This window comes from Arcobacter sp. CECT 8985 (assembly GCF_004116495.1).
Lineage (GTDB): Bacteria > Campylobacterota > Campylobacteria > Campylobacterales > Arcobacteraceae > Malaciobacter.
This window is the reverse complement of record NZ_PDKC01000011.1, coordinates 23,817-47,199: the sequence shown is the minus strand read 5'-3', so window position 1 is coordinate 47,199 and position 23,383 is coordinate 23,817. Positions and strand designations below refer to the sequence as shown.

Annotated in this window: 22 protein-coding genes; 16 read left to right on the top strand and 6 right to left on the bottom strand. The window is 28.5% G+C overall.

What is annotated here, in order from left to right:
- Nucleotides 1-74: 74 nt before the first annotated feature.
- Complete coding sequence (locus CRU93_RS06645; RefSeq protein ID WP_129103404.1) at nucleotides 75-1,676, bottom strand: inorganic phosphate transporter; 1,602 nt, start codon at nucleotides 1,674-1,676, stop codon at nucleotides 75-77.
- Between the two features lie 237 nt (nucleotides 1,677-1,913).
- On the opposite strand from CRU93_RS06645, the gene CRU93_RS06640 reads away from it, so the two are divergent.
- The gene (locus CRU93_RS06640; RefSeq protein ID WP_129103403.1) at nucleotides 1,914-2,132 is read left to right on the top strand and encodes a hypothetical protein; all 219 of its coding nucleotides are present in this window, start codon (nucleotides 1,914-1,916) and stop codon (nucleotides 2,130-2,132) included.
- A gap of 27 nt (nucleotides 2,133-2,159) precedes the next feature.
- On the opposite strand, the gene CRU93_RS06635 is transcribed toward CRU93_RS06640, so the two are convergent.
- From CRU93_RS06635 to accB, 3 genes are all read right to left on the bottom strand, one after another.
- Nucleotides 2,160-3,635 carry a DEAD/DEAH box helicase gene (locus tag CRU93_RS06635; protein WP_129103402.1) on the bottom strand — a complete coding sequence of 492 codons (1,476 nt, stop codon included), beginning with the start codon at nucleotides 3,633-3,635 and terminating at the stop codon, nucleotides 2,160-2,162.
- 230 nt (nucleotides 3,636-3,865) lie between these two features.
- A complete protein-coding gene (locus CRU93_RS06630; protein WP_129103401.1) occupies nucleotides 3,866-5,206 on the bottom strand; it encodes an acetyl-CoA carboxylase biotin carboxylase subunit in 1,341 nt (446 codons plus the stop codon).
- Between the two features lie 12 nt (nucleotides 5,207-5,218).
- Nucleotides 5,219-5,686 carry an acetyl-CoA carboxylase biotin carboxyl carrier protein gene (gene accB, locus CRU93_RS06625; protein WP_129103400.1) on the bottom strand — a complete coding sequence of 156 codons (468 nt, stop codon included), beginning with the start codon at nucleotides 5,684-5,686 and terminating at the stop codon, nucleotides 5,219-5,221.
- Nucleotides 5,687-5,763: 77 nt separating this feature from the next.
- Between accB and CRU93_RS06620 the strand changes: the two genes are divergently transcribed.
- The 15 genes from CRU93_RS06620 to CRU93_RS06550 all read left to right on the top strand — a co-directional run bounded on the left by CRU93_RS06620 (nucleotide 5,764) and on the right by CRU93_RS06550 (nucleotide 22,733).
- Nucleotides 5,764-6,198, top strand: coding sequence for a deaminase (locus tag CRU93_RS06620; protein ID WP_129103399.1), 435 nt, complete (start codon nucleotides 5,764-5,766; stop codon nucleotides 6,196-6,198).
- Nucleotides 6,195-6,761 (top strand): class I SAM-dependent methyltransferase, encoded by a 567-nt coding sequence (locus CRU93_RS06615; RefSeq protein ID WP_129103398.1) that lies wholly within the window; start codon nucleotides 6,195-6,197, stop codon nucleotides 6,759-6,761. Before CRU93_RS06620 ends, CRU93_RS06615 begins: the two co-directional genes overlap by 4 nt.
- A gap of 59 nt (nucleotides 6,762-6,820) precedes the next feature.
- Complete coding sequence (locus CRU93_RS06610; protein WP_129103397.1) at nucleotides 6,821-7,570, top strand: (Fe-S)-binding protein; 750 nt, start codon at nucleotides 6,821-6,823, stop codon at nucleotides 7,568-7,570.
- A complete protein-coding gene (locus tag CRU93_RS06605) occupies nucleotides 7,563-8,939 on the top strand; it encodes a lactate utilization protein B (RefSeq protein WP_129103396.1) in 1,377 nt (458 codons plus the stop codon). The genes CRU93_RS06610 and CRU93_RS06605 overlap by 8 nt, the downstream gene beginning before the upstream one ends.
- Complete coding sequence (locus CRU93_RS06600) at nucleotides 8,929-9,516, top strand: LUD domain-containing protein (protein WP_129103395.1); 588 nt, start codon at nucleotides 8,929-8,931, stop codon at nucleotides 9,514-9,516. The genes CRU93_RS06605 and CRU93_RS06600 overlap by 11 nt, the downstream gene beginning before the upstream one ends.
- A 29-nt stretch (nucleotides 9,517-9,545) precedes the next feature.
- Complete coding sequence (locus tag CRU93_RS06595; RefSeq protein WP_129103394.1) at nucleotides 9,546-11,735, top strand: ABC transporter substrate binding protein; 2,190 nt, start codon at nucleotides 9,546-9,548, stop codon at nucleotides 11,733-11,735.
- 1 nt (nucleotide 11,736) lies between these two features.
- The gene (locus CRU93_RS06590; RefSeq protein WP_129103393.1) at nucleotides 11,737-12,381 is read left to right on the top strand and encodes a response regulator transcription factor; all 645 of its coding nucleotides are present in this window, start codon (nucleotides 11,737-11,739) and stop codon (nucleotides 12,379-12,381) included.
- An 87-nt stretch (nucleotides 12,382-12,468) separates the two neighbouring features.
- Nucleotides 12,469-13,536, top strand: a complete 1,068-nt coding sequence (locus CRU93_RS06585) for a TRAP transporter substrate-binding protein (protein WP_129103433.1) — start codon at nucleotides 12,469-12,471, stop codon at nucleotides 13,534-13,536.
- Nucleotides 13,537-13,646: 110 nt separating this feature from the next.
- The gene (locus CRU93_RS06580) at nucleotides 13,647-14,228 is read left to right on the top strand and encodes a TRAP transporter small permease subunit (RefSeq protein ID WP_129103392.1); all 582 of its coding nucleotides are present in this window, start codon (nucleotides 13,647-13,649) and stop codon (nucleotides 14,226-14,228) included.
- A complete protein-coding gene (locus CRU93_RS06575) occupies nucleotides 14,228-15,601 on the top strand; it encodes a TRAP transporter large permease subunit (RefSeq protein WP_129103391.1) in 1,374 nt (457 codons plus the stop codon). Before CRU93_RS06580 ends, CRU93_RS06575 begins: the two co-directional genes overlap by 1 nt.
- Nucleotides 15,602-15,815: 214 nt before the next feature.
- Entirely contained in the window at nucleotides 15,816-18,650 is a 2,835-nt protein-coding gene (locus CRU93_RS06570) for an FAD-binding and (Fe-S)-binding domain-containing protein (RefSeq protein WP_129103390.1), read from the top strand.
- A 110-nt stretch (nucleotides 18,651-18,760) separates the two neighbouring features.
- Nucleotides 18,761-19,585, top strand: a complete 825-nt coding sequence (locus CRU93_RS06565) for a peptidylprolyl isomerase (protein WP_129103389.1) — start codon at nucleotides 18,761-18,763, stop codon at nucleotides 19,583-19,585.
- Nucleotides 19,586-19,595: 10 nt separating this feature from the next.
- Complete coding sequence (gene gatB, locus CRU93_RS06560; protein ID WP_129103388.1) at nucleotides 19,596-21,023, top strand: Asp-tRNA(Asn)/Glu-tRNA(Gln) amidotransferase subunit GatB; 1,428 nt, start codon at nucleotides 19,596-19,598, stop codon at nucleotides 21,021-21,023.
- Nucleotides 21,024-21,151: 128 nt separating this feature from the next.
- Complete coding sequence (locus tag CRU93_RS06555) at nucleotides 21,152-22,042, top strand: NAD(P)H-dependent glycerol-3-phosphate dehydrogenase (RefSeq protein ID WP_129103387.1); 891 nt, start codon at nucleotides 21,152-21,154, stop codon at nucleotides 22,040-22,042.
- 1 nt (nucleotide 22,043) lies between these two features.
- On the top strand, nucleotides 22,044-22,733 hold the full coding sequence (locus CRU93_RS06550) for an ABC transporter permease (protein WP_129103386.1): 690 nt from the start codon (nucleotides 22,044-22,046) through the stop codon (nucleotides 22,731-22,733).
- Here the strand turns inward: CRU93_RS06550 and CRU93_RS06545 are convergent.
- A complete protein-coding gene (locus CRU93_RS06545; protein ID WP_129103385.1) occupies nucleotides 22,722-23,021 on the bottom strand; it encodes a type II toxin-antitoxin system PemK/MazF family toxin in 300 nt (99 codons plus the stop codon). The two genes, CRU93_RS06550 and CRU93_RS06545, sit on opposite strands and share 12 nt — an antisense overlap.
- A complete protein-coding gene (locus tag CRU93_RS06540) occupies nucleotides 23,018-23,230 on the bottom strand; it encodes an AbrB/MazE/SpoVT family DNA-binding domain-containing protein (RefSeq protein WP_129103384.1) in 213 nt (70 codons plus the stop codon). The genes CRU93_RS06545 and CRU93_RS06540 overlap by 4 nt, the downstream gene beginning before the upstream one ends.
- Nucleotides 23,231-23,383: the final 153 nt, after the last annotated feature.

Below are 23,383 nucleotides of genomic sequence, written 5' to 3'. Positions count from 1 at the left end.
TTTATCATAAAGTAGCAAATATATATTTTATGTTTTTATTAGTAATGATTATAAAGCAGGTATTTGTCGTAATATTACGACATAATACCTTTAATCATAAAGAAAATAGAAGCAGATAATAATGCAGCAGCAGGCACTGTAATAACCCATGCAGCAATGATTTTTTTAACGGCATCTCTTTTTACATATTTTACACTTTTTTTAGCTTTAAAGTCTCGTTTCTCAATTCTTACTTGTTCTACTTTTTCTTCAATTACTTTGTATAATTCAACAACTCTGATATAATCAGATTTGCTTTTTTTCTCTTTATTTTCAAGTTCAGTTAATTCTTCTTCATATTTTTCTAATATTTTTTTGTCTTTTTTAAATTTTCTTCTAATATCACTTAACATTTTAGATTCACTTGAATCAAGAAATTCTCTTAGAAACCCTACTCCAAATACTCCCCCAACTGCAATATGAGTTGAAGATACAGGAAGTCCTAATTGACTAGCAAGAATAACTGTAACTGCTGCTGCCATTGCAATAGCATATGCTCTTACTTGATCAAGTTCAGTTATCTCTGAACCCACTGTTTTAATTAATTTTGGTCCATAAAGTGCAAGTCCAATTGCAATACCAACTGCACCAACAAACATAACCCAAAATGGAATTCCAACTTTTGATGCAATTTCAGCATTCATTACTGCATCATTAATAGCCGCAAGTGGTCCAATTGCATTTGCAACATCATTGGCACCATGAGCAAAAGAAAGAAGTGCAGCTGCAAAAATTAAAGGAATAGTAAATAAAGAGTTTATTCCAACTCTTGTGTTTTCTATTTTTTTAGAGGCTTTATTAACAAGAGGTTTAATTAAGAAAAATACAATAATAGCAATAATAAGTCCAAGGCTTAAAGCAGTCATAAAATCAAGTTTTATTATTTTTTTCATGCCTTTTAAAATAATATATGTCCCAAAAGCCCAAGACATAAAAGCTACTAAGTAAGGTACAAATTTATTTGCTGCTGCAATCATATCCTTTTGATACATAATTTTCTTTTTAATAAAATATAGAAAAGCTGCTGCAATAATTCCACCCAAAATTGGAGAGATTATCCAAGAAGAAGCAATTTTAGCCATTGTTCCCCATGAAACAATACTAAATCCAGCTGCAGCAATTCCTGCTCCCATTACTCCCCCTACAATTGAGTGAGTTGTTGAAACAGGTGCTCCAACAGATGTTGCAAAGTTTAACCATAATGCAGCAGATAATAATGCTGCTGTCATCGCCCAAATAAATATATCAGGATTAGAAATTAGTGCTGGATCAATAATTCCTTTTTTTATTGTTTTTACAACTTCTCCACCTGCAATTAATGCTCCAAGTGCTTCAAAAGTTGCGGCAACTACAATTGCCCAAAACATTGTCATTGCTTTAGACCCAACTGCTGGACCTACATTATTTGCAACATCATTTGCCCCAATATTCATAGCCATATAGGCACCAAAAACTGCACCTATAATTAAAAATGAGTTGTTAGGAACATTACCATGTGAAGTGTAACTCCATAAGAAAACAACTACAATAAATAAAAGTCCCAATGATAATTTTGCAAAGCCTGGAAGTGTTTTTTCAGCAGCTTTGTCCATTTTCTTGATTGTTTGAAAATCCAATGTAACCCTTTGTGTAACCATTTTGAAATCTAATTTTTATAAGATTATATTGGATAACTCATTACAAAACCTTTAATTAAGCTTAATCTTTATATAACCAAAATATTTATTATATTTTAATTCTCTATATTATATTCCTAATTTTTTTGTAAATTTATTATTGTAATTTATTAAATGTAACATTATAAAATTTTCTTTTATTTATTTTTAAGAATTTATATATATAATAACTATATAATATAGATAAAAGGAGTAAAAATGTTAACTTTTAAAATATTAACATCAAATGATATTCCAAAAATAGAAAAAATTAGAAGAAAGTTTGATGTTTTTAGAGTAATTGAGACTGAACAAGGTAAGCTTGAAATGGTTGAACTTTTTAATAATGATGGTGTTTTTAGAGGGTTTGGTAGGGATACTAAAGCAGCTTTTAAAAAAGCAAAAAGTGCTTTAGTTAAATTTTATAGAAATAAATAAGTGAAAATTCACTTATTTATTTAGTTACTAGTGTTTTCTTCTGTTTGATGAAGATGATGAGTTAGATCTATTTCTAGAACCTCCTCCAGAATTTCTATTTCTTCCACCATTTCTGTTTGAACTATTTCTGTTTCCACCTCTTGGTCTTCTTCCACCTCTATCATTTCCTCCAGTTCTTGCAATATTAGCAATTAATCTCTCTATATCTTTTTGAGATTTACCAATATTATTATTACCTTTTACAAATGTAGAGTTTGTAAGCATTGATGCAAGTTTAAATGCAATTGTTGAGATATCATACTCTTCTTTTAATGATTCAACAACTTCAAGTGCAGAATCATATACTTTTTGCTCTTTAATTTTTGATACTAATTTATTTGTTTTAATATCTTTTACTGATTTGATATCAGGAATAATTTTTGCTTCTAATTTTCCACCAGTAGCTTTTTGAATTTTTTGAATCATTTTAAATTCATGAGGAGAAACAATTGAAATTGCAGCACCCTCTTTCCCTGCTCTACCAGTTCTTCCAATTCTGTGTACATAACTTTCAGAATCAAATGGCATATGGTAATTAAATACATGTGTTACATCATTTACATCAAGCCCACGTGCAGCAACATCAGTCGCAATTAGAATTTCTAGTTTGTCTTTTTTAAATGCATTAATTACTTCTTCTCTTTGTCTTTGCTCCATATCTCCATGAAGTCCTTTTGCGCTGTATCCTTGAGATACTAGGAAAGTTGATAATCTATCTACTTCCTTTTTTGTGCGACAGAAGATGATTGATTTTTCTGGATTTTTAAAATCATATAATCTTATTAATGCAGCATCTCTTTCATACTCATCAACTACATAATATGATTGTGTAATTTTAGAGTTTGTAACTTCACTTTTTGTAATTGTTACAAATTCTGGTTCTTTTAAAATTGTTCTTGCTAATTGTTTAATAGCATTTGGCATTGTTGCAGAAAATAGAAGTGTTTGTCTTTCTTCTGGCATGAATGTAAATATCTCTTTAATATCATCTAAAAATCCCATATCAAGCATTTCATCTGCTTCATCAAGAATTACATATTTTGGTTTGATATTGATTTTTTTATCTCTTAAAAGATCTAAAAATCTTCCAGGAGTTGCAATTAAAACTGAAGCATTTGCAATGTGTTTTAATTGTCTACTATATGATTGTCCACCATAAACTGTTGCTGTATTTATACCTAAGTTTTTACCAAATTTAAAGATTTCATCAGAAACTTGCATAGCAAGTTCTCTTGTAGGAACAACAACTACTGCTTCTACTTCATTGTTGCATGTCATCATATTTAAAATTGGTAAACCAAATGCTGCTGTTTTCCCTGTACCTGTGTGAGCTTGTCCCACAATATCTTTTCCACTTAAAATTACAGGAATTGCGTCTTGTTGAATTGGACTTGGCTCTGTAAAACCAGCATCATCGATTGATTTTTGTAAATTTTTTTTAAAATTGAACTCTTGAAAAGTCACTTTTTACCTTCGTATATTTGAATTTAAAATACACTGTTATATAACTTTTTGTTCTATTTAAAATTTAATGTTAAAAAATTGGAAGTCAATAATTTAAAATCCATGATACGTAGCTGTCACAGTAAATAGGTATATAAATGTGTATAATAATTGACGCGAGTATAGCTAAATTTATATAAATTTAAGCTTTATAGACTAGAACTTATTCTAGTCTATAAGAAAGGTTAAGTTTAACCTTTATAGTTTTCTAAGTATTTTGTGTCGTAGTTGTTGTTTTTAAAGTCTTCATTATTCATCATTTTCATATGAAATGGAATAGTTGTTTTTATTCCTTCAACTTCAAATTCATTTAAAGCTCTTTTCATAATATTAATAGCTTTTTCTCTATCTCTTCCCCAAACAATTAATTTACCAATCATTGAGTCATAATAAGGAGGAACAACATAATTAGTATAAACGTGAGAATCAACTCTTACATTTCTCCCACCTGGTACCATCCATTGTTTTACTTTTCCTGGACAAGGTAAGAATGATACTGGATCTTCAGCAGTAATTCTACACTCTATTGCATGTCCTTTAAAATTAATACTTTCTTGAGGAGGAACTTTTTCTCCCTCTGCTACTCTAATCATTAATTCAATTAAATCAATTCCAGATACCATTTCAGAAACTGGATGTTCAACTTGAAGTCTTGTATTCATTTCCATAAAATAGAAGTTTTGTTGGTCATCTGCTAAGAATTCAAATGTTCCAGCACCTTCATAATTTAAATATTTTGTAGCTTTTACAGCAACTTCATGAAGTTTATTTCTTGTCTCTTCATTTAACAAAATTGCAGGAGATTCTTCTATTACTTTTTGATGTCTTCTTTGTAAAGAACAATCTCTTTCACCTATGTGAATTGCATTTCCATACGAATCACCAACTACTTGAACTTCAATATGTCTTGGGTTATTGATAAATCTCTCAAGGTACATTGTTCCATCACCAAATGCCGCAAGAGCTTCAGATGAAGCTGCCATAAATAAGTGGTCAAATTCAGATTCGTCGTTGATTAATCTCATTCCTCTACCACCACCACCAGCAGAAGCTTTAGCCATGATTGGATAACCAATCTCTCTAGCAATTTTTCTACCCTCTTCTACAGAGTGAATAGAACCTTCACTTCCTGGAACAACAGGAACACCTGCTTTTACCATTTCGTCTTTTGCTTTTGATTTATCAGCCATTTTGTCCATAACATCAACAGATGGTCCAATAAATTTAATTCCATGTAATCTACAAATTTCTACAAAATCTTGATTTTCAGATAAAAATCCATATCCTGGAAAAATTGCATCGCAACCAGTCATTTCAGCTGCAGTTATAATTGCTGGAATATTTAAGTATGAATCTACTGATTTTGCTCCACCAATACATACAGCTTCATCAGCATGTTTTAAATAAGATGCTTCTTTATCACCTACACTATAAATTGCAACTGATTTTTTCCCCATTTCTCTAATTGTTCTAACAGCTCTTTGAACAATCTCACCTCTATTAGCTATTAAAATTTTTTTAATTTCAGCCATTTTAGCTCTTTCTTATAATTTTTCTATAGCAAACAGTGGCATATCATATTCTACAGGATGTCCATCTTCTACTAAAACTTCTAAAATTTTGCAGTCACACTCTGCTTCTACTTCATTCATGATTTTCATAGCTTCTATAATACATAAAGTTTGACCTTTTTTAACTGTATCTCCAGCTTTTACGAATGCAGCAGTGTTTGGTGATGGTGCAGCATAATATGTTCCTACCATTGGTGAATTAATTGTATCTGCACAAGTTTGATTTCCTTTTTCAGTTGTGCATGAAGTTTCAGTTTGAGCACTTATAACTGGAGTTGCTGGTGCAGCTTGTTGAACTGCTTGTGCAACTGGAGCCATTTCTACAGTTCCGTCAAAACCTTTCCCCATTGATATCTCAAATTCACCCTCTTTAATCTTTAATTTATTAAGCTCGCTCTTGTCAAATACTTTAATAAGTTCTTTTATTTCTTTAAAATCCATTTAACGTACCTTTTTTGTAAAATTTCGCTATAATATAGCTAAAAAATGATTATAAGCTAATTTAAAATGGAGAATAAGTGTTAAATGATAGAAATTTTATAAATATTGCGCATGAGATAGCAAGTGCATCAAAATGCGTATCAAAGCGTGTGGGAGCAGTGATTGTAAAGGATGGAAGAATTTTATCAACGGGATATAATGGAACACCTTCGGGATATGTAAATTGTAGTGAACATTGGAATGATGAATATACAAATGATCATCACGAATGGTCAAAAACTTATGAAATACATGCAGAAATGAATGCAATTATCTGGGCTGCAAGAAAAGGAATCAGTATAGAAAATGCCACTATTTATGTAACTTTAGAGCCATGTGCTGATTGTTCAAAAAATTTAATTGCAAGTGGAATAAAAAGAATAGTTTATGATAGAGCTTATGAACATACAAATTCAAATGTAGTTGCAAAATTTATAAAAGATAATGGGGTAATAATAGAACAGATAAAATGACAAATATAGATAATCACATATTTTATAAACAAGCCTTAAAAGAGTATGGAGTTACAGCAAGGGGAGTTCACTGGAATTCTCAATTCTCACAATATCTAAGATTTGAAGTAATCACAAAATTTGTATACAATATTAAAAACTCTACAATTGCAGATGCTGGCTGTGGTTTTGCAGAGTACCTTAAATTTTTAGATAATAAAGATTTATTACCAAAAGATTATTTAGGTATAGATAGGGAAGATTATATGGTCTCAATCTGTAAAGATAGATTTCCTAACTACACTTTTATGAAATTAAATATAATAGAAAATGAGTTGCCACATAAAGATTTTTATATTTGTAGTGGAGCTATGAATCTTTTAGAAAAAGATGATGTTTTCAAATTTATTACTAAATGCTACTATAGTAGTAATAAAGCTTTTATCTTTAATTTTTTAAAAAATCAAACATTTATTAATATTTCAAAAACACAGATATTACGATTTTGTAGAAAATTAACAAATAATATTGAAATAGATGAGAATTATTTAAACAATGACTTTACAATTTGTCTAAATAGATAAAATATCATAAGATTTTCATATTGATTATGTAAAATAGTTACATAATTAAAGGAGTTTACATGAAAATTGGGTTATTTATACCTTGCTTTATGAATGAACTATATCCAGATGTATGTGTTGCTACATACAAACTTTTAAAAAATCTTAAATTAGATATAGATTATCCTATGAGTCAAACATGTTGTGGTCAACCAATGGCAAATTCAGGGTGTTCAAAAGATATAGAGACTTTAGCAAAGCAATTTGTAGAGACATTTAAAGATTATGATTATATTGTTGCACCAAGCGGATCTTGTGTTGCAATGGTAAAAGATCACTATGGGGTATTTTTTGAAGATGATGATGCTGATTATGTTAAAGTTAAAACTTCAATATATGAAGTTTGTGAATTTTTACATGATGTTGTTAAAATTGATAAACTTGATGTAAGTTTCCCTCATAAAGTAGGACTTCATAATTCATGTCATGGACATAGGATGTTAAAATTAGCAACTCCTAGTGAATTAAATATTCCATATGATTCAAAACTAAAGAATTTATTGTCATTAGTAAAAGATATTGAACTTGTAACACTTAAAAGAGAAGATGAATGCTGTGGTTTTGGTGGAACATTTAGTGTTACAGAAGAAGATATCTCTATTGCAATGGGAAAAGATAGAATAAAAGATCATATTGATTCTCATGCACAATATATAACAGGTGCAGATATGTCATGTTTGATGCATTTAGATGGAATCATCAATAGAAATAATGAAAATATAAAAGTAAAACATATTGTAGAAATTCTTGCAGGAGCTAATAATGAGTAATCCACACCCATTGAACGCAAAAGCATTCGTTGCAAACGATGAGAGAATGCACTGGCATGATAAGGCTTTATGGTTTGTAAGAGAAAAAAGAGATATTACTTCAAAAACAATTCCAGAATGGGAAGAATTAAGAGAATTTGCAAATAGTATAAAAACTCATACAATGGCAAATTTAGACAAGTATCTAGAAGAGTTCGAAAAAAATGCACAAGCAAGAGGGATTAAAATCCACTGGGCAAAAGATGCACAAGAACATAATGAAATTGTTTATAAGATTTTAAAAGATAATGATGCAAAAAAAATTGTAAAATCAAAATCAATGCTAACAGAAGAGTGCCACTTAAATCCTTATTTAATTGAAAAAGGAATAGAAGTAATTGACACAGATTTAGGTGAGAGAATTGTTCAATTAAGACAAGAGCCACCATCTCATGTTGTTTTACCTGCAATTCACCTAAAAAAACAAGATGTTTCTGATACATTTCATGAGCATTTAGGAACACAAGAAGGAAATTATGATCCTACATATTTAACAAGAGCTGCAAGAGCAAGTTTAAGAGAAAAATTCTTAAATGCTGATGCAGGAATAACAGGTGTTAATTTTGCTATTGCAAATACTGGTGGATTTGTTGTTTGTACAAATGAAGGTAATGCAGATATGGGTGCTAATACTCCAAAATTACACATTGCTTGTATGGGAATAGAAAAAATTATTCCTAGATTAGAAGATCTAAGTGTATTTACAAGATTACTTGCAAGAAGTGCAACAGGACAAGCAGTTACTGCATATACTTCGCATTTTCATGGTCCAGTTGTTGATGGACAAATGCATATAGTAATTGTAGATAATAAAAGATCACCATTTTTAAAATCTAAAAAATATCAAAAAGCACTAAATTGTATTAGATGTGGAGCATGTATGAATACTTGTCCTATATTTAGAAGAAGTGGAGGGCACTCTTATGAATATGTTATTCCAGGACCAATTGGTTCTTCATTAGCAACATTTAGAGATCCTAAAAAACACAAAAGTTTATCATTTGCTTGTACATTATGTGGTTCATGCACTAATGTATGTCCTGTAAAAATTGATTTGGACTCTCAACTTTATAATCATAGACAAGATTTAACGCAACAAGGCATAATTGATTCAAAGAAAAAATTTATGCTTAAATCAACTTCATGGTTAATGTCTCATCCTATACTTTTTGATATAGCAGGAAAAGTTGCTAGAAAAGTTGTACCTTTACTACCAAAATCTTTAATATATTCAAAATCAAATGTTTGGGGTAAAAATAGAGACATGCCAGAAATGCCAAAAAATAGTTTTAAAGAACTTTATAAAAAAGGAATTGAAGATGACAAGTAAAGAACAAATATTAGCTTCAATTAGAGAAAATAGGGTAGTTGTAGATACAAAACTTCCTTCATATGATAACTTTGGAATGAAGTTTGAAAATAAATTTGAACATTATAAAAAGATGTTAGAAAGTGTTGGTGGTAATACAATAATTTGTAAAAAAGAACAACTAGATGAGACAATAACAAATCTTTATCCAGATGCAAAAATTATAACTTCAAATGTGGAAGATTTTACAAAAGCTACATTTGATGCAAATGCACAAGATGATATACATAAATTAAAAGATATTGAACTTTGTGTGGTAAAAGGAAATTTTGCAGTGGCTGAAAATGGTGCTGTGTGGGTTAAAAATAAAGATAATAAACACAGAGGTTTGTATTTTATTTCTGAAAATATTGTGATTGTTGTAAAAAAAGATGAAATAGTAAATAATATGCACGAAGCTTATGAAAGAATAAGCTTTGAAGAAGATGATAAATATGGAGTATTTATTAGTGGTCCTTCTAAAACTGCTGATATTGAACAATCATTAGTTATTGGAGCACATGGACCAAAATCTGGTTATGTAATTTTTGTAGATTAGTGATATAATAGGCTTATTAAAGGATTGGTTTGAAAAGAAGTTTTATATTAATAAGTCTATTGTTTTTTTGTTTTTGTAATGCAAATGATAAGATTAAAGAGGTACTTTTACTTCACTCTTATCACAAAGGCTATAAGTGGACAGATGATATTTCAAAAGCAATTGAACATAAGTTTTCAACAAAAAAAAACATTAATTTAACAACAGTTTATATGGATACAAAAAGAGTATCTAGTAAAAGCTATTATGAGAAGTTATATAATTTATACAAAGAAGAGTTCAAACATAGAAAATTTGATGTAATTATTGCAAGTGATAACTCTGCATTGGAATTTTTAGTAGAGTATCAAAAGAGTTTATTTCCAAATACTCCTATTTTATTTTGTGGAATAAACTATTTTGACGAATCCATTTTAAAAAAGAATGGAATGAAAAAGTATGTTAGTGGAGTATTAGAACAAGTAGACTTAAAGAAAAATTTTGAACTAATTTTAAAAATACATCCACATCTTAAGAAATTAATTATAATAAATGATAAGTCAACTACTGGACTTATTATGAAACAAGATTTAGAAAAAATTTTTCCAAAATATAGAAAAAAATTTGAAATTGAATATATTGATGATATGAGAATGAAAGAGATTCAAAAAGTTGTATCAAAAGCACCAAAAGATACAGCTTTGCTTTTTGTTCTTTTATTTAAAGATAAAGCAGGTAAATTTTTTACATATAAACAGAGTTTAGAAAAAATAAAAAAACTTTCGCATGTACCAATTTATGGGCTTTGGGATTTTTATTTAAATTATGGAATGATAGGTGGTTTATTAACTTCAGCTCAAGCCCAAGGTGAAGCTGTTGCAAAAATGGCAATGGAAGTTTTAAATGGCAAAGATATCTCACAAATACCAATATTAAGAAAATCACCAAACAGATATATTTTTGATTATAATGAATTAAAAAAATTTGATATACATATTGAAAAGTATCTTGATAATTATACAGTAGTAAATAAACCTTTTTCTTTTTATAAAAAGTATAAAATTTTAGTAAATATTACAGTAATGACAATGCTTGTATTTATTATATTGATAATATTAATGAAAGCTAATATAAATAGAAGAAAGAAACTACAAACAGCACTTTCAAATAGATTAGAGTTTGATAAAGTATTGCTTGATACAATACCAAACGCAATTTATTATAAAAATGTAGATGGAAAATTTATTGGTTGTAATTTGGCTTTTGCAAATTTAATGGGTTTGAGCAAACAAAGTGTTGTAGGGAAAACTGCATATGATTTTTTTCCTATAGATATTGCTAAAAAAAATATAAAAATAGATGAAAAATTATTAGAAACATTAAAAACAGATACTTCTGAAATGGCTTTACATTTTAGTGATAAAAAAATCAAATATTTTATTTTAAATAAAGCTGTGTATAAAAATATAAATGGAAGAATTGGTGGAATAGTTTGTATTATGGATGATATAACAGAAAGAGTACAGCAAAAACAGTTTTTAATACAACAAAGTAAACTAGCAGAAATGGGTGATATGGTTGCAGCTATTGCACATCAATGGAATGAGCCTTTAGTAGAATTATCAGCACAAGTCCAAGATATACAAACTTCATATTTATTAAATGAATTAAAAGATTGTCAAGTTGAAGAGTTTGTTAAAGACTCAATGGTTCAAATTCAATATATGTCAAGAACCCTAAATGATTTTAGAAACTTTTTAAAACCATCAAATCAAAAAGTTATATTTCCAATAAAAAAAGCATTAGATGAGATTAATGAAATAATTGGCAAACAAGTATTTTACTTAAATATAGATATGCATTTTAATTATTTAAATGAAGAAGATTTAGTTGTATATGGATATGAAAACGAGTTTAAACAAGTATTACTAAATTTGATTAATAATGCAAAAAATAAAATAATGCAAAAAAATAGTGATAAAAGGGGAAATATTATAATTAATATTTCACAAGCAGAAGATTTCAATATAATAGAGATAATAGATGATGGTGGAGAAATAGATGAAAAAATAGTTTCATCTATTTTTGAACCATATTTTACTACAAAAGAAGATGGAACGGGAATAGGGCTTTATATGGCAAAAGTAATTGTAGAAGATAAAATGCATGGCTCAATAAAAGTTAAAAATTTAAATGGTAATGTTGTATTTACCATAAAAGTGCCTTACAAAAAGGAATAAAATGAATATATTACTTTTAGAAGATAATAAAAAACTAAATGAAACAATAAAAAAAAGATTAACTTTAAAAGGTTATAAAGTTGATGCTTTTATTGATGGAGCAAAAGCTTATAGTAATTTAACAGAAGGGTATAGTTGTTTTGTTATAGATATTAATGTTCCAAACATTGATGGAATAAAAATATTAAAAAAAATTAGAGAGTTTTATGATGAGGTTCCAATTATTATAATTAGTGCTTCAATAGAGCTTGAAGTTATTAAACAATCATACGAATTTGGATGTAATGATTATTTGAAAAAGCCATTTTTTATTGATGAACTTGAAATAAAAGTACAAAGATTGTGTAAAATTAGAAATGATCTAATATATTTTGATGAAAATTGTTATTTTGATTATAAAACTTCTGTGGTATTTTTGGGTAATGAAGAGTTAAGACTTACCAAAAAAGAGCGATTGCTAATGAATCTTTTTTTAACAAAAAGAAATCAAGTTTTAACATATGATACTATACAAAACTATGTTTGGGAAGGAAGCTTTGCTTCTTTAGAATCAATAAGAAGTCTTATCAGACGCCTAAGAAAGGTACTTTCTAATAAATATGTTGAAACTGTAGTAGATACAGGCTATATATTTAAAACTACATAAAATTTACATAATAAAGCAAAAATATCATATCATTATCATATCAAATGGTTAAAATTTGAAACAATACATAAAAAGGAGAATGTTATGATGTTGAAAAAGACAACAAAATTGTTAGTTGCTTCGGCTTTAGTTGCGGGACTAAGCTCAGCAGCATTTGCAAAAGATAAAGTATATAAGTGGAAATTGGCTACTACTTGGGGTTCTACTTTATCACCATTTATTGATGCACCAAAAAACATGGCAAAACTTGTTAAAGAGATGTCAAATGGAAGACTTCAAATAAGAGTAGATGCAGCAAATAAACACAAAGCACCATTAGGTATTTTAGATATGGTTAAAGCAGGGCAATATGAGATGGGTCACTCTGCTTCATATTACTGGAAAGGTAAAGATATTAATCTTTTACCATTTACAACAATGCCTTTTGGTATGACAACACCTGAACAATATGCATGGTTTTATTATGGCGGTGGTATGGAATTAATGCAAAAAGCATATAAAAGACATAAAGTATTATCTTTCCCTGGTGGAAACTCTGGTAACCAAATGGGTGGTTGGTTCAGAAAAGAGATTAATTCTGTTGCAGATTTAAAAGGTCTAAAAATGAGAATTCCAGGATTTGCAGGAGAGGTATTAGCAAAACTTGGTGTTACAGTTACAAATATTGCACCAGGTGAACTTTATACATCACTTGAAAGAGGAACAATTGATGCTTTAGAATGGGTAAGCCCATCAATGGATGTAAAAATGGGATTCCATAAAATTGCACCTTATTACTACACAGGTTGGCATGAACCTGCAACTGAGTTACAATTTTTAGTAAATAAAAGAAAATTTGATAGATTACCAAAAGATTTACAAAAAATCTTAGTAACTGCAATGAGAGTTTCTGCATATGATATGTATATTGAAAACTACCATATGAATTCTGAAGCATGGGCAAATATTGAAAAAGATTTCCCAAATGTTAAAATTAAAACATTCCCAAAAAGTGTAATTAAAGCTATGAAAAAAGCTAATAGTGAATTATTAGTTGAAAAAGCTAAACAAAGTCCATTGTTAAAAGAGATTTTAAAATCTCAAGCTGAATATTTGAAAAAAGTCAGAGAGTGGACAAAAATGGCGGATTATAAATATTTACAAGATAACTTATAATAACTCTTATAAATAGACCCATAAATGGGTCTATTTTTGGACAAGGAAAGTTAATAGTTTAATGAGTATTGAGGTGCTTATTGAACTCTTAAGATAAAAAGGATAAATAAATGCTATTAAAACTAGAGAGAGGTTTTGATAAACTAGCAGATTTCATAGGTGGTATAACAGGAATTGTTTTAGTACTTATGATTTTAAATGTATTTTATGATGTTATTATGAGATACGCTTTTAACACAGGTAATATTGCTATGCAAGAGATGGAGTGGCACCTTTTTTCTGTAGTTATATTATTAGGAGTGTCATACACTCTAAAAGAAGATGGGCACGTAAGAGTTGACTTGATTTATGATACATTATCAAGTAGAAAAAAAGCTATGATTAATATGATAGGTGTAGTTACTTTTATTTATCCTATTTCAATGTTAATCGTTTATGGTTCATATGATTTTGTTCATGAAGCATACGCTTTTAATGAAGTTTCTGGTGATCCAGGTGGTTTAACACATAGATGGATTATTAAAGCAATGATTCCAATATCATTTACTCTTTTAATGATTACTTCAATTGGATTTTTTATCAAAAATTTAAATACATATTTAGGTTTGCATGAGTATGAAGATCACTCAATATCTCACCAAGCCCATGAGTATAAAGAAAAAATTGAAGAAAAAGTAAAAGGAAGCAAATAATGATTGGTATTATAATGTTTTTTACAGCATTGTTTATGCTGTTGATTGGATTCCCAGTTGCTTTTACTTTTGGAGCAGTATCAGTTGTATTTGGAATAATTGCTGGAATTGTAGAGATTTATAGTTATGCAGATCCAGATATGAGTTTAACTTCTATAATAGTTCAAGGTTTCTCTGAGGGTATGTTTATGTTTGATTTTATGCCCCATAGAATTTGGTCAATTATGAATAATACAATTCTAATGGCTGTACCTATGTTTATATTTATGGGTATTATTTTACAAAAAACTGGACTTGCAGAGAGACTTTTAGAGTCAATGGGATTTTTATTTGGAGAAGTAAGAGGTGGCGTTGCTATATCAACTGTATTAGTTGGAACTTTACTTGCAGCATCAACGGGTGTTGTAGGAGCATCTGTTGTTGCAATGGGAGTAATATCTTTACCCGTAATGCTTAAATATAAGTACAATACTGAACTTGCAACAGGTACTATTTGTGCATCAGGAACACTTGGACAGATTATTCCTCCTTCAATTGTATTGATAATTTTAGGGGATGTATTTCAAGTTCCAGTTGGTGATTTGTTTAAAGCAGCAGTTTGGCCAGGAATTACTCTAGTTGTTGCATATATTTTATTTATATTAGTTGTTGCTTTTGTAAAAAAAGATATGGCTCCAGCAATTCCAAGTGATCCATCAAGAGGTTCAAAATCAAAACAAGTTATTAAAGCGTTGATTGATATTATTCCATCATTAACTCTTATTATATTAGTTTTAGGTTCAATTTTTGCAGGTATTGCAACACCAACAGAATCAGCAGCAGTTGGATGTTTAGGTGCATTATTATTAAGTATAATGTATAGAACTTTTTCAAATTCAACAGTTAAAGAAGCAGCTTTAGAGTCTGTAAAAATTACATCTATGGTATTTGCTATTTTAATTGGTGCAACTGCTTTTTCTATGGTATTTACATATACAGGTGGAGATGAATTAGTAGAACATTTTATGATGAATTTACCAGGGGATGAAAAATTAGCATTTATATTATTTACAATGTTAGCAATATTTGTTCTTGGATTTTTTATTGATTTTGTTGAGATTTCATACATTATTGTTCCAATATTAGTACCAATTGCAACAAATTTAGATATTAATCCTGTTTGGTTTGCTATACTAATAGCAATGAATTTACAAACATCGTTTTTAACTCCGCCATTTGGATTCTCCCTATTTTACTTAAAAGGGGTTGTTCCTGCAACAGTTAGAACGATACAGATATATAGAGGTGTATTGCCATTTATTGCAATACAAATGATTGTATTAGCTTTATTAGCTTTATACCCAGAAATATTTGGAATACAATCTACAATGTAGTATTAAAAGGAGATAATTATCTCCTTTTATTATAGGATAAAAAATGAATAAAAGAGACTGTTTACAACTTATTGAAAATTTAGTTTTATCACAGTGTGATAAGATGAACTCTTTTATAGATGACCCTCAACAAAGAATATATACCGTACCTAGACTTGAATAGTAGTTTTCCTTCTTTCAACAAAATAAATAACAATTTTTATAAGGATAAACTATGTTACCTCACAAATATCAAGAATTTTATAATGATATAATTAAAAAGATACCAGAAAAGATAATATTTACAGATGATCTACATACTTTAGCATATGGAACAGATGCATCATTTTATAGACTTATTCCAAAAATGGTAATAAGAGCTGAAAATGCACAACAAGTAAAAGATATCTTACAATTAGCATATTCAATGCAATTAAGTGTTACATTTAGAGCAGCAGGAACATCACTTTCAGGACAAGCAATTAGTGATTCAATATTAGTAGTAACATCAAGAAATTGGACAGACTTTAAAGTTGCAGATGATAAAAGCTATGTTTCTTTAGCACCAGCTTTAACAGGAGCACAAGCAAATAATATATTAGCACCATTTGGTAAAAAAATTGGGCCAGATCCAGCTAGTATCAATGCAGCTATGATTGGTGGGATTGCAGCAAATAATGCATCAGGCATGTGTTGTGGAGTTTCTCAAAACTCATATAAAACATTAAAATCAATGAAATTGATTTTCAGTGATGGAACAGAACTTGATACATCAGATGAAAAAAGTAAAGAAGATTTTAGAAAAACACACAAAGAGTTTTTAGAAAATCTAAAATCATATGCTAAAAGTATAAAAGATGATGAAAAAATTTATAATAAAATCAAAGAGAAGTTTAAGATAAAAAATACAACAGGTTATAGTCTTAATGCGCTTATTGATTTTGATGATGAGTTTGAAATATTACAACATCTAATAATAGGAAGTGAAGGAACTTTAGCTTTTATAAAAGAGGTTACTTACTATACAGTTGAAGATTATAAAGATAAAGCAAGTGCATTAGTATATTTTAAAGATGTAAAAGAAGCATGTAATGCTGTTACAAAATTAAAGTTACAAAAACAACACAATGAAATTGTTGTAGATGCTGTTGAACTTATGGATAGAGCTGGATTAGCAAGTATTGAAGATGATCCAAGTATGCCAGAGTACCTAAAAGATTTTGATAAAGAAGTTACTGCATTATTAATTGAAACAAGAGCTAAAAGTGCAGAAGACTTAGATAAACAAATTAAACAAATAGAGCAATCTTTAGAAGAGTTTTCTTTAGTTAGGGATCTATATTTTACAAAAGACGTAAAAGAATATACTCAATATTGGAAAATTAGAAAAGGACTATTTCCTGCTGTTGGTGCAGTTAGAAAAATAGGTACAACTGTTATTATTGAAGATATTGCTTTTCCTATTGAAGATATGGCAGAAGCAACTTTAAAACTACAAGATTTATTTAAAAAACATGGTTATACAGAAGCTTTAATTTTTGGGCATGCTTTAGATGGTAACCTTCATTTTGTATTTACTCAAGATTTTTCAACACAAGAAGAGATTAAAAGATATGATGATTTTATGTATGATGTTACTCAATTAGTGGCAGTTAGTTATCAAGGAAGCTTAAAAGCAGAACATGGAACAGGAAGAAATATGGCTGCTTTTGTTGAACTTGAATGGGGTGAAACTGCTTATAATATGATGAAAAATATCAAAAAACTATTTGATCCAAATGATATTTTAAATCCAGGTGTAATTATAAATGAAGACAAAGAATCACATATTAAAAATCTGAAACCACTTCCAGCTACAAATGATTTAGTTGATAAATGTATTGAGTGTGGTTTTTGTGAGCCAGTTTGTCCTTCAAATGTATTAACTTTAACACCAAGACAAAGAATTGTAATAAATAGAGAAATTTCAAGATTACAAGAGAATAATGATACTAAACAATCTGATAAATTAAAAGATTTATATCAATATGATGGAATAGAAACATGTGCAACATGTAGTTTGTGTTCAACAGCATGTCCTGTTGGAATAGATACAGGAAGTTTGACAAAATATTTAAGACATGAACAAGTTACTCCAACACAAAATAAAGTTGCAAATATAATTACAAACAATTTCAAAGGAACACTAAGTTCGATGAGATTTGGACTTAAAGCTGCAAATTTAACACATTCAATTTTAGGTACATCTATGATGGAAGGATTAACTTCTTCTCTTAGAAAAGTATCAAACAATAAAATTCCAAGATGGAGTGCACATTTACCAAAAGGAATTAGTATCAATACTAAAATTGAACAAAAAGCAAGTAATTTAAAAGTTGTTTATTTCCCTTCATGTTTAAACAGAACAATGGGTTTAAGTAGTGCAAGTAAAGAGGAAAAAGAATTATTTGATATAACTGTTGAATTATTAAATAAAGCAGGTTTTGAGATAATCTTTCCTAAAAAAATTGAGAGTTTATGTTGTGGTATGCCTTTTTCATCAAAAGGTTTTACAAAACAAGCAAAAACAAAATCAGATGAATTAGAAGAAGCATTATTAGAAGCTAGTAATAATGCACAGTATCCTGTTTTATGTGATACAAGTCCATGTGTTAAAAAAATGGTTGAGAGTTTTAAAAGTGAACTTAATGTTTACGAACCAATTGAGTTTGCATTAATGCATTTAGTTGATAAATTAAATATTGAAAAAATCGATGAACCAATTGCTATTCATTCTACATGTTCAACAAGAAAAATGGGATTACATGAAAAATTTGTTGAATTAGGTAATCTTTGTTCTACAAAAGTAATTGTTCCTGAAGATGTGACATGTTGTGGATTTGCTGGTGACAGAGGTTTTAACTATCCAGAGTTAAATCAAAGTGCTTTAAGAAATCTTCCAAATAGTATAAAAGATGCTAAATATGCATTTTCTACTTCAAAAACATGTGAAATTGGTCTTAGTGAATATTCAGGAAAGGATTATAACTCTATTTTTTACTTATTAAATAGATGTAGTAGCGCAAAATAAGAAGTGGTTTTTTCTACTTCTTATAAAATTATCTATGAGTATTTTTTTATAAAAACTGATATTTACTATTTTTTTGGTAAAATATCACTTTTATGAAAAGGGATTAGATTATGAAGAAGCTATTAGGAATACTTTTACTATCTACGACTATAAGTTTTGCTGATTTAGTTGATGCAGTTGCTTTAGTTGTAAACGATGAACCAATCACTCTTTACGATATTGACAAAAGAATGGTTGACTCAAATTTAACTAAAAAACAAGCAGTTGGTGCATTAATTGATGAAATTCTTTACAACCAGTTAATAAAAGAGAAAAATATTACTGTTGATGCACTTGATGTAAATAATTATATGGAAAAGCTTGCAGCTTCAAATGGTATGGATTTATATACTTTTAAATCAGTTGTAAAACAAAAATATAGAAATTATGATGCATATGAGGCACAAATTAAAAAAAGAATTGAAAGAGAAAAATTAATAGGTAAACTTGTAAGAGGGAACTTAAAAATTGCTACAGAAGATGATTTGAAAATTTATTATAATAATAATAAACCTCAGTTTTCAATGGCAAAAGAGATAAAAGTTGTTCAATATGTTTCAAAAGATAAAAAAGCATTAATTGAAACAATGAAAAATCCAATAGCAACAAGTGATGGAGTTTCTCGAACAGAACTTACTTTAAAACAAAAAGATTTAAATTCTCAAATGAGATATCTTTTAAATGGTACAAAAATAAATAGATTTACACCAATTTTCACTGCTAATAACCAATATGTTACTCTATTGATTTCTAAAAAAATTGGAGTTGATATAGTTCCATTTGAAGAAGTAAAAAATAAAATTTTTACTGTAGTAATGCAACAAAGAGAACAAAATTTCTTAAAAGAGTATTTTGAGAAATTAAAATTGACTGCAAATATAAAAGTTGTAAGATAAAAGGAAATAGATGTTTGAAGTTATTATAGGATTAGAAGTACACGTTCAATTAAATACAAAAAGTAAACTATTTTGTTCTTGTGCAACAAGTTTTGGAGAAGCACCTAATACAAATGTTTGTCCAACTTGTTTAGGTTTACCAGGAGCATTACCAGTTTTAAATAAAGAAGCAGTATATAAAGCTATTATGTTAGGAACGGCACTTAAATCGAAAATCAATCAAAAATCAGTTTTTAATAGAAAAAACTATTTTTATCCAGACTTACCAAATGGCTATCAAATCTCTCAATTTGAAGTGCCAGTTGTAGGACTTGGAGAGTTAGTTATAGATTTTGAAGATGGAACAACTAAAAAAATTGGTGTTACAAGAGCACATTTAGAAAACGATGCAGGTAAAAATATTCATGCAGGAGATGTTTCTAATGTAGATTTAAATAGAACAGGAACACCTCTTTTAGAAATTGTTTCAGAGCCAGATATGAGAAGTGCAGAAGAAGCAATCTTATATCTTAAAAAATTACACTCAATTGTGAGATATATTGGTATTAGTGATGCAAATATGCAAGAAGGATCTTTTAGATGTGATGTAAATGTTTCTATTAGACCAAAAGGTGATGAAAAACTTTATACAAGATGTGAAATAAAAAATATGAACTCATTTAAGTTCATTGAAAAAGCAATTCACTATGAAGTTCAAAGACAAATTGAAGCATGGGAAGATGGAGTATATGAACAAGAAGTTGTTCAAGAAACTAGATTATTTGATCCTGAAAAAGGTGAAACTAGATCAATGAGAGGTAAAGAAGATGCCGCTGATTATAGATATTTCCCAGATCCAGATCTATTACCTTTAATTATTTCAGATGAGATGATAGAAAAGTACTCAAAAATTCCAGAATTACCAGATGAGAAAAAACATAGATTTGTAAATGACTTTGGTATAAAAGAGTATGATGCTTCAGTAATTACTGCACATTTAGAAACTGCAAACTTTTTTGATGAGATGATGAAAGAAGGAATTTCTGGTAAAAATGCTGCAATATGGTTAACAGTTGAATTACCAGCAAGATTTAAAGAAGGTGTTAGTATAGAAAACTCACCAGTTGATGCTAAAAAACTTGCAGGTGTAGTAAAAGCTATTGAAGATGGTACTATTTCAGGAAAAGCTGCTAAAGAAGTACTTGATTATCTAATGGAAAAACCAGAAACAAAGATTGATGCAGTTATTGATGAATTAGGTTTAAAACAAGTTTCTGATGATGGAGCTATTTTAGAAATAATAGATGGAATTTTAGCATCAAATCAAGATAAAGTAGAACAATATAAAGCAGGAAAAGAAAAACTATTTGGATTTTTTGTTGGGCAAACAATGAAAGCTTCTAAAGGAAGTGCAAATCCACAAAAAGTAAATGAACTTTTAAAACAAAGACTATCATAAAAATATAAAGTAGGGCAACCTCCTTACTTTATTTTCTTCATAAAATAAAACATACAACTTTAATACAATTTACATATTTGTTATGAATATTTTGATAATATATACAACACTTTATAAAAAGGCATTTTATGGCAAGTATAGCAGTTATTGGTGCAGGTAAATGGGGTCAAGCCCTACATTATGCATTAAGTCAAAAACAAGAGTGCTTAATCACGTCAAGAACAAAAAGAGATATTAATAATTTTGTAGATTTACAAACAGCAATGCAATGTGAATATTTAATTATTGCAATTCCTGCTCAACAAATAAGACAATGGCTAAAAGATAATTTTAAATTTAATAATCAAAAAATATTAGTAGCATCAAAAGGTATTGAAGCAAGCAGTGGTAAATTTTTAAATGAGATTTATGAAGAGTTTATTCCAAGAGATAATTTAGGATTTATAGCTGGACCATCTTTTGCAGCAGAGGTTATAAAAGGTTTACCTTGTGCACTTGTAATTAATAGTTTAAATAAAGAAATATTTACTTCTTTTGAAAACTTTTTCCCAGATTTTATTAAAACATATTATAGTAGTGATGTTATTGGTGCAGAAATATGTGGTGCATATAAAAATGTTTTAGCAATTGCAAGTGGAATATGCGAAGGTTTAAAACTTGGAAATAATGCAAGAGCTTCATTGATTTCACGTGGTTTAGTGGAGATGCAAAGATTTGGTGAACATTTTGGTGCAAAGATGGATACATTTTTAGGTCTTAGTGGTGCAGGGGATCTATTCTTAACAGCAAGTAGTGAATTGAGTCGTAATTTTAGAGTGGGATTAGGTCTTGCTCAAAACAAAAGTTTGGATGATATTTTAAAAGAGTTAGGAGAAGTAGCTGAAGGAGTTAAAACATCATATGCAATTAATTCATTAAGAACAAAACATAATATATATACTCCAATTGCAGCAGAAGTTTATTTGATACTTGAAGGTAAAAATCCACAAGATAGTTTAAAAGATTTATTAAGAACATAAAATGCAAACTATCTCTTTTGCACATCTTTCATTGATGTTATTACCCTTAATTGTGGTAATTTATTTTTATTATAAATATACAAAAGATAAAAAAGAGATAGCTTATGCAACAATAAGAATGGTATTGCAACTTATATTAATAGGTTATGTACTTATTTTTTTATTTAAAACAAAAAATTTATTAGTAGGTATAAGTATTTTATCTTTTATGCTTATTATTTCAACTACAATAACACTAAGAATTACACAATATAAAAATTATAAACACTATTTTATTATATTTATTTCGACTTTTTTATCAGCAATATTACATTTAATTTTGATAATTGAAGTTCTAAGATTAGATTCATTTTATGAACCAAGATATATTATTCCCCTTGCTGGAATGATTTTTGGTAATATTATGAATGTATTGTCTTTATGTATAGAAAGATTTGAAAAAGAGCTGCAAAGAGGTGAAACTTTTAAAGAAGCAAGAAATATAAGTTTTAAAGCTTCAATGATTCCTCAAATAAACACTTTATTAGCTGTTGGGTTAGTCTCTTTGCCTGGTATGATGACTGGGCAAATATTATCAGGAGTTGATCCTTTGATAGCTGTTAGGTATCAAATTATGATTATGGTAATGTGTATTTCAAGTGGAGGTATAACTCTAATAATTTATTATAAATTTAAAGAGTTATTTAATTAACATCTCATCAAGAGTATTTTTGATTTTTTGGATTTGAGAATCATTAATTTTTGCGATATAGTTATCAACATTAATCTTTTCAATAGTAGTAATTTGATCTAGCCTAACTCTTGTAATATCATCAATTAAAAATGTAGTTGGTGTAATATCACATTGATTGCAAAGTGGAGCAACTATAACTGTTTTTAAAACTTCATTCATCTCATTTGGTGATAAAACAACTGCATATATCATCTCCTCACTATTTTCAGAATTAAATGTATAGATATTGTATTGTAATATATTCATAGTTTTTCTTTCTTATCTAAGGCACAAGAGTTACTTTTTTTATATGCTTCTTTCCAGCCATCTCTAATATTATTACTATATGGTTTTAAAAAAATACCATATTCTGTCATATTAAGTTTAAATCCATCAGGGTTATTAAACTCTTTTAAAACTTTAGATGGAATTCTTATTCCTTTTGATGAACCAATTTTTATTATTTTTATTTCCATTAACTTTTCCTAAAAGATAATTATATTGTAATTATTATATTTTGATAATTAGTATTATAATTATAAGTTAATTTAGATTATATTAAGTTTAGACCTTTTTATTAAAGTTACAAAACACCGTAAAATCGGCATTTCTAAGTATAATGAGAACAA

What these genes read in the sequence shown, in the direction of transcription:
- CRU93_RS06630 (WP_129103401.1), bottom strand. Translation starts at nt 5,206, where the DNA reads ATGGCTGAAATTAAAAAAATTTTAATAGCTAATAGAGGTGAGATTGTT.
- CRU93_RS06610 (WP_129103397.1), top strand. Translation starts at nt 6,821, where the DNA reads ATGAAAATTGGGTTATTTATACCTTGCTTTATGAATGAACTATATCCA.
- CRU93_RS06555 (WP_129103387.1), top strand. Translation starts at nt 21,152, where the DNA reads ATGGCAAGTATAGCAGTTATTGGTGCAGGTAAATGGGGTCAAGCCCTA.
- CRU93_RS06570 (WP_129103390.1), top strand. Translation starts at nt 15,816, where the DNA reads ATGTTACCTCACAAATATCAAGAATTTTATAATGATATAATTAAAAAG.
- CRU93_RS06565 (WP_129103389.1), top strand. Translation starts at nt 18,761, where the DNA reads ATGAAGAAGCTATTAGGAATACTTTTACTATCTACGACTATAAGTTTT.
- CRU93_RS06615 (WP_129103398.1), top strand. Translation starts at nt 6,195, where the DNA reads ATGACAAATATAGATAATCACATATTTTATAAACAAGCCTTAAAAGAG.
- CRU93_RS06575 (WP_129103391.1), top strand. Translation starts at nt 14,228, where the DNA reads ATGATTGGTATTATAATGTTTTTTACAGCATTGTTTATGCTGTTGATT.
- CRU93_RS06645 (WP_129103404.1), bottom strand. Translation starts at nt 1,676, where the DNA reads ATGGTTACACAAAGGGTTACATTGGATTTTCAAACAATCAAGAAAATG.
- CRU93_RS06585 (WP_129103433.1), top strand. Translation starts at nt 12,469, where the DNA reads ATGTTGAAAAAGACAACAAAATTGTTAGTTGCTTCGGCTTTAGTTGCG.
- CRU93_RS06545 (WP_129103385.1), bottom strand. Translation starts at nt 23,021, where the DNA reads ATGAATATATTACAATACAATATCTATACATTTAATTCTGAAAATAGT.
- CRU93_RS06580 (WP_129103392.1), top strand. Translation starts at nt 13,647, where the DNA reads ATGCTATTAAAACTAGAGAGAGGTTTTGATAAACTAGCAGATTTCATA.
- CRU93_RS06550 (WP_129103386.1), top strand. Translation starts at nt 22,044, where the DNA reads ATGCAAACTATCTCTTTTGCACATCTTTCATTGATGTTATTACCCTTA.
- CRU93_RS06540 (WP_129103384.1), bottom strand. Translation starts at nt 23,230, where the DNA reads ATGGAAATAAAAATAATAAAAATTGGTTCATCAAAAGGAATAAGAATT.
- CRU93_RS06605 (WP_129103396.1), top strand. Translation starts at nt 7,563, where the DNA reads ATGAGTAATCCACACCCATTGAACGCAAAAGCATTCGTTGCAAACGAT.
- accB (WP_129103400.1), bottom strand. Translation starts at nt 5,686, where the DNA reads ATGGATTTTAAAGAAATAAAAGAACTTATTAAAGTATTTGACAAGAGC.
- CRU93_RS06590 (WP_129103393.1), top strand. Translation starts at nt 11,737, where the DNA reads ATGAATATATTACTTTTAGAAGATAATAAAAAACTAAATGAAACAATA.
- CRU93_RS06600 (WP_129103395.1), top strand. Translation starts at nt 8,929, where the DNA reads ATGACAAGTAAAGAACAAATATTAGCTTCAATTAGAGAAAATAGGGTA.
- gatB (WP_129103388.1), top strand. Translation starts at nt 19,596, where the DNA reads ATGTTTGAAGTTATTATAGGATTAGAAGTACACGTTCAATTAAATACA.
- CRU93_RS06640 (WP_129103403.1), top strand. Translation starts at nt 1,914, where the DNA reads ATGTTAACTTTTAAAATATTAACATCAAATGATATTCCAAAAATAGAA.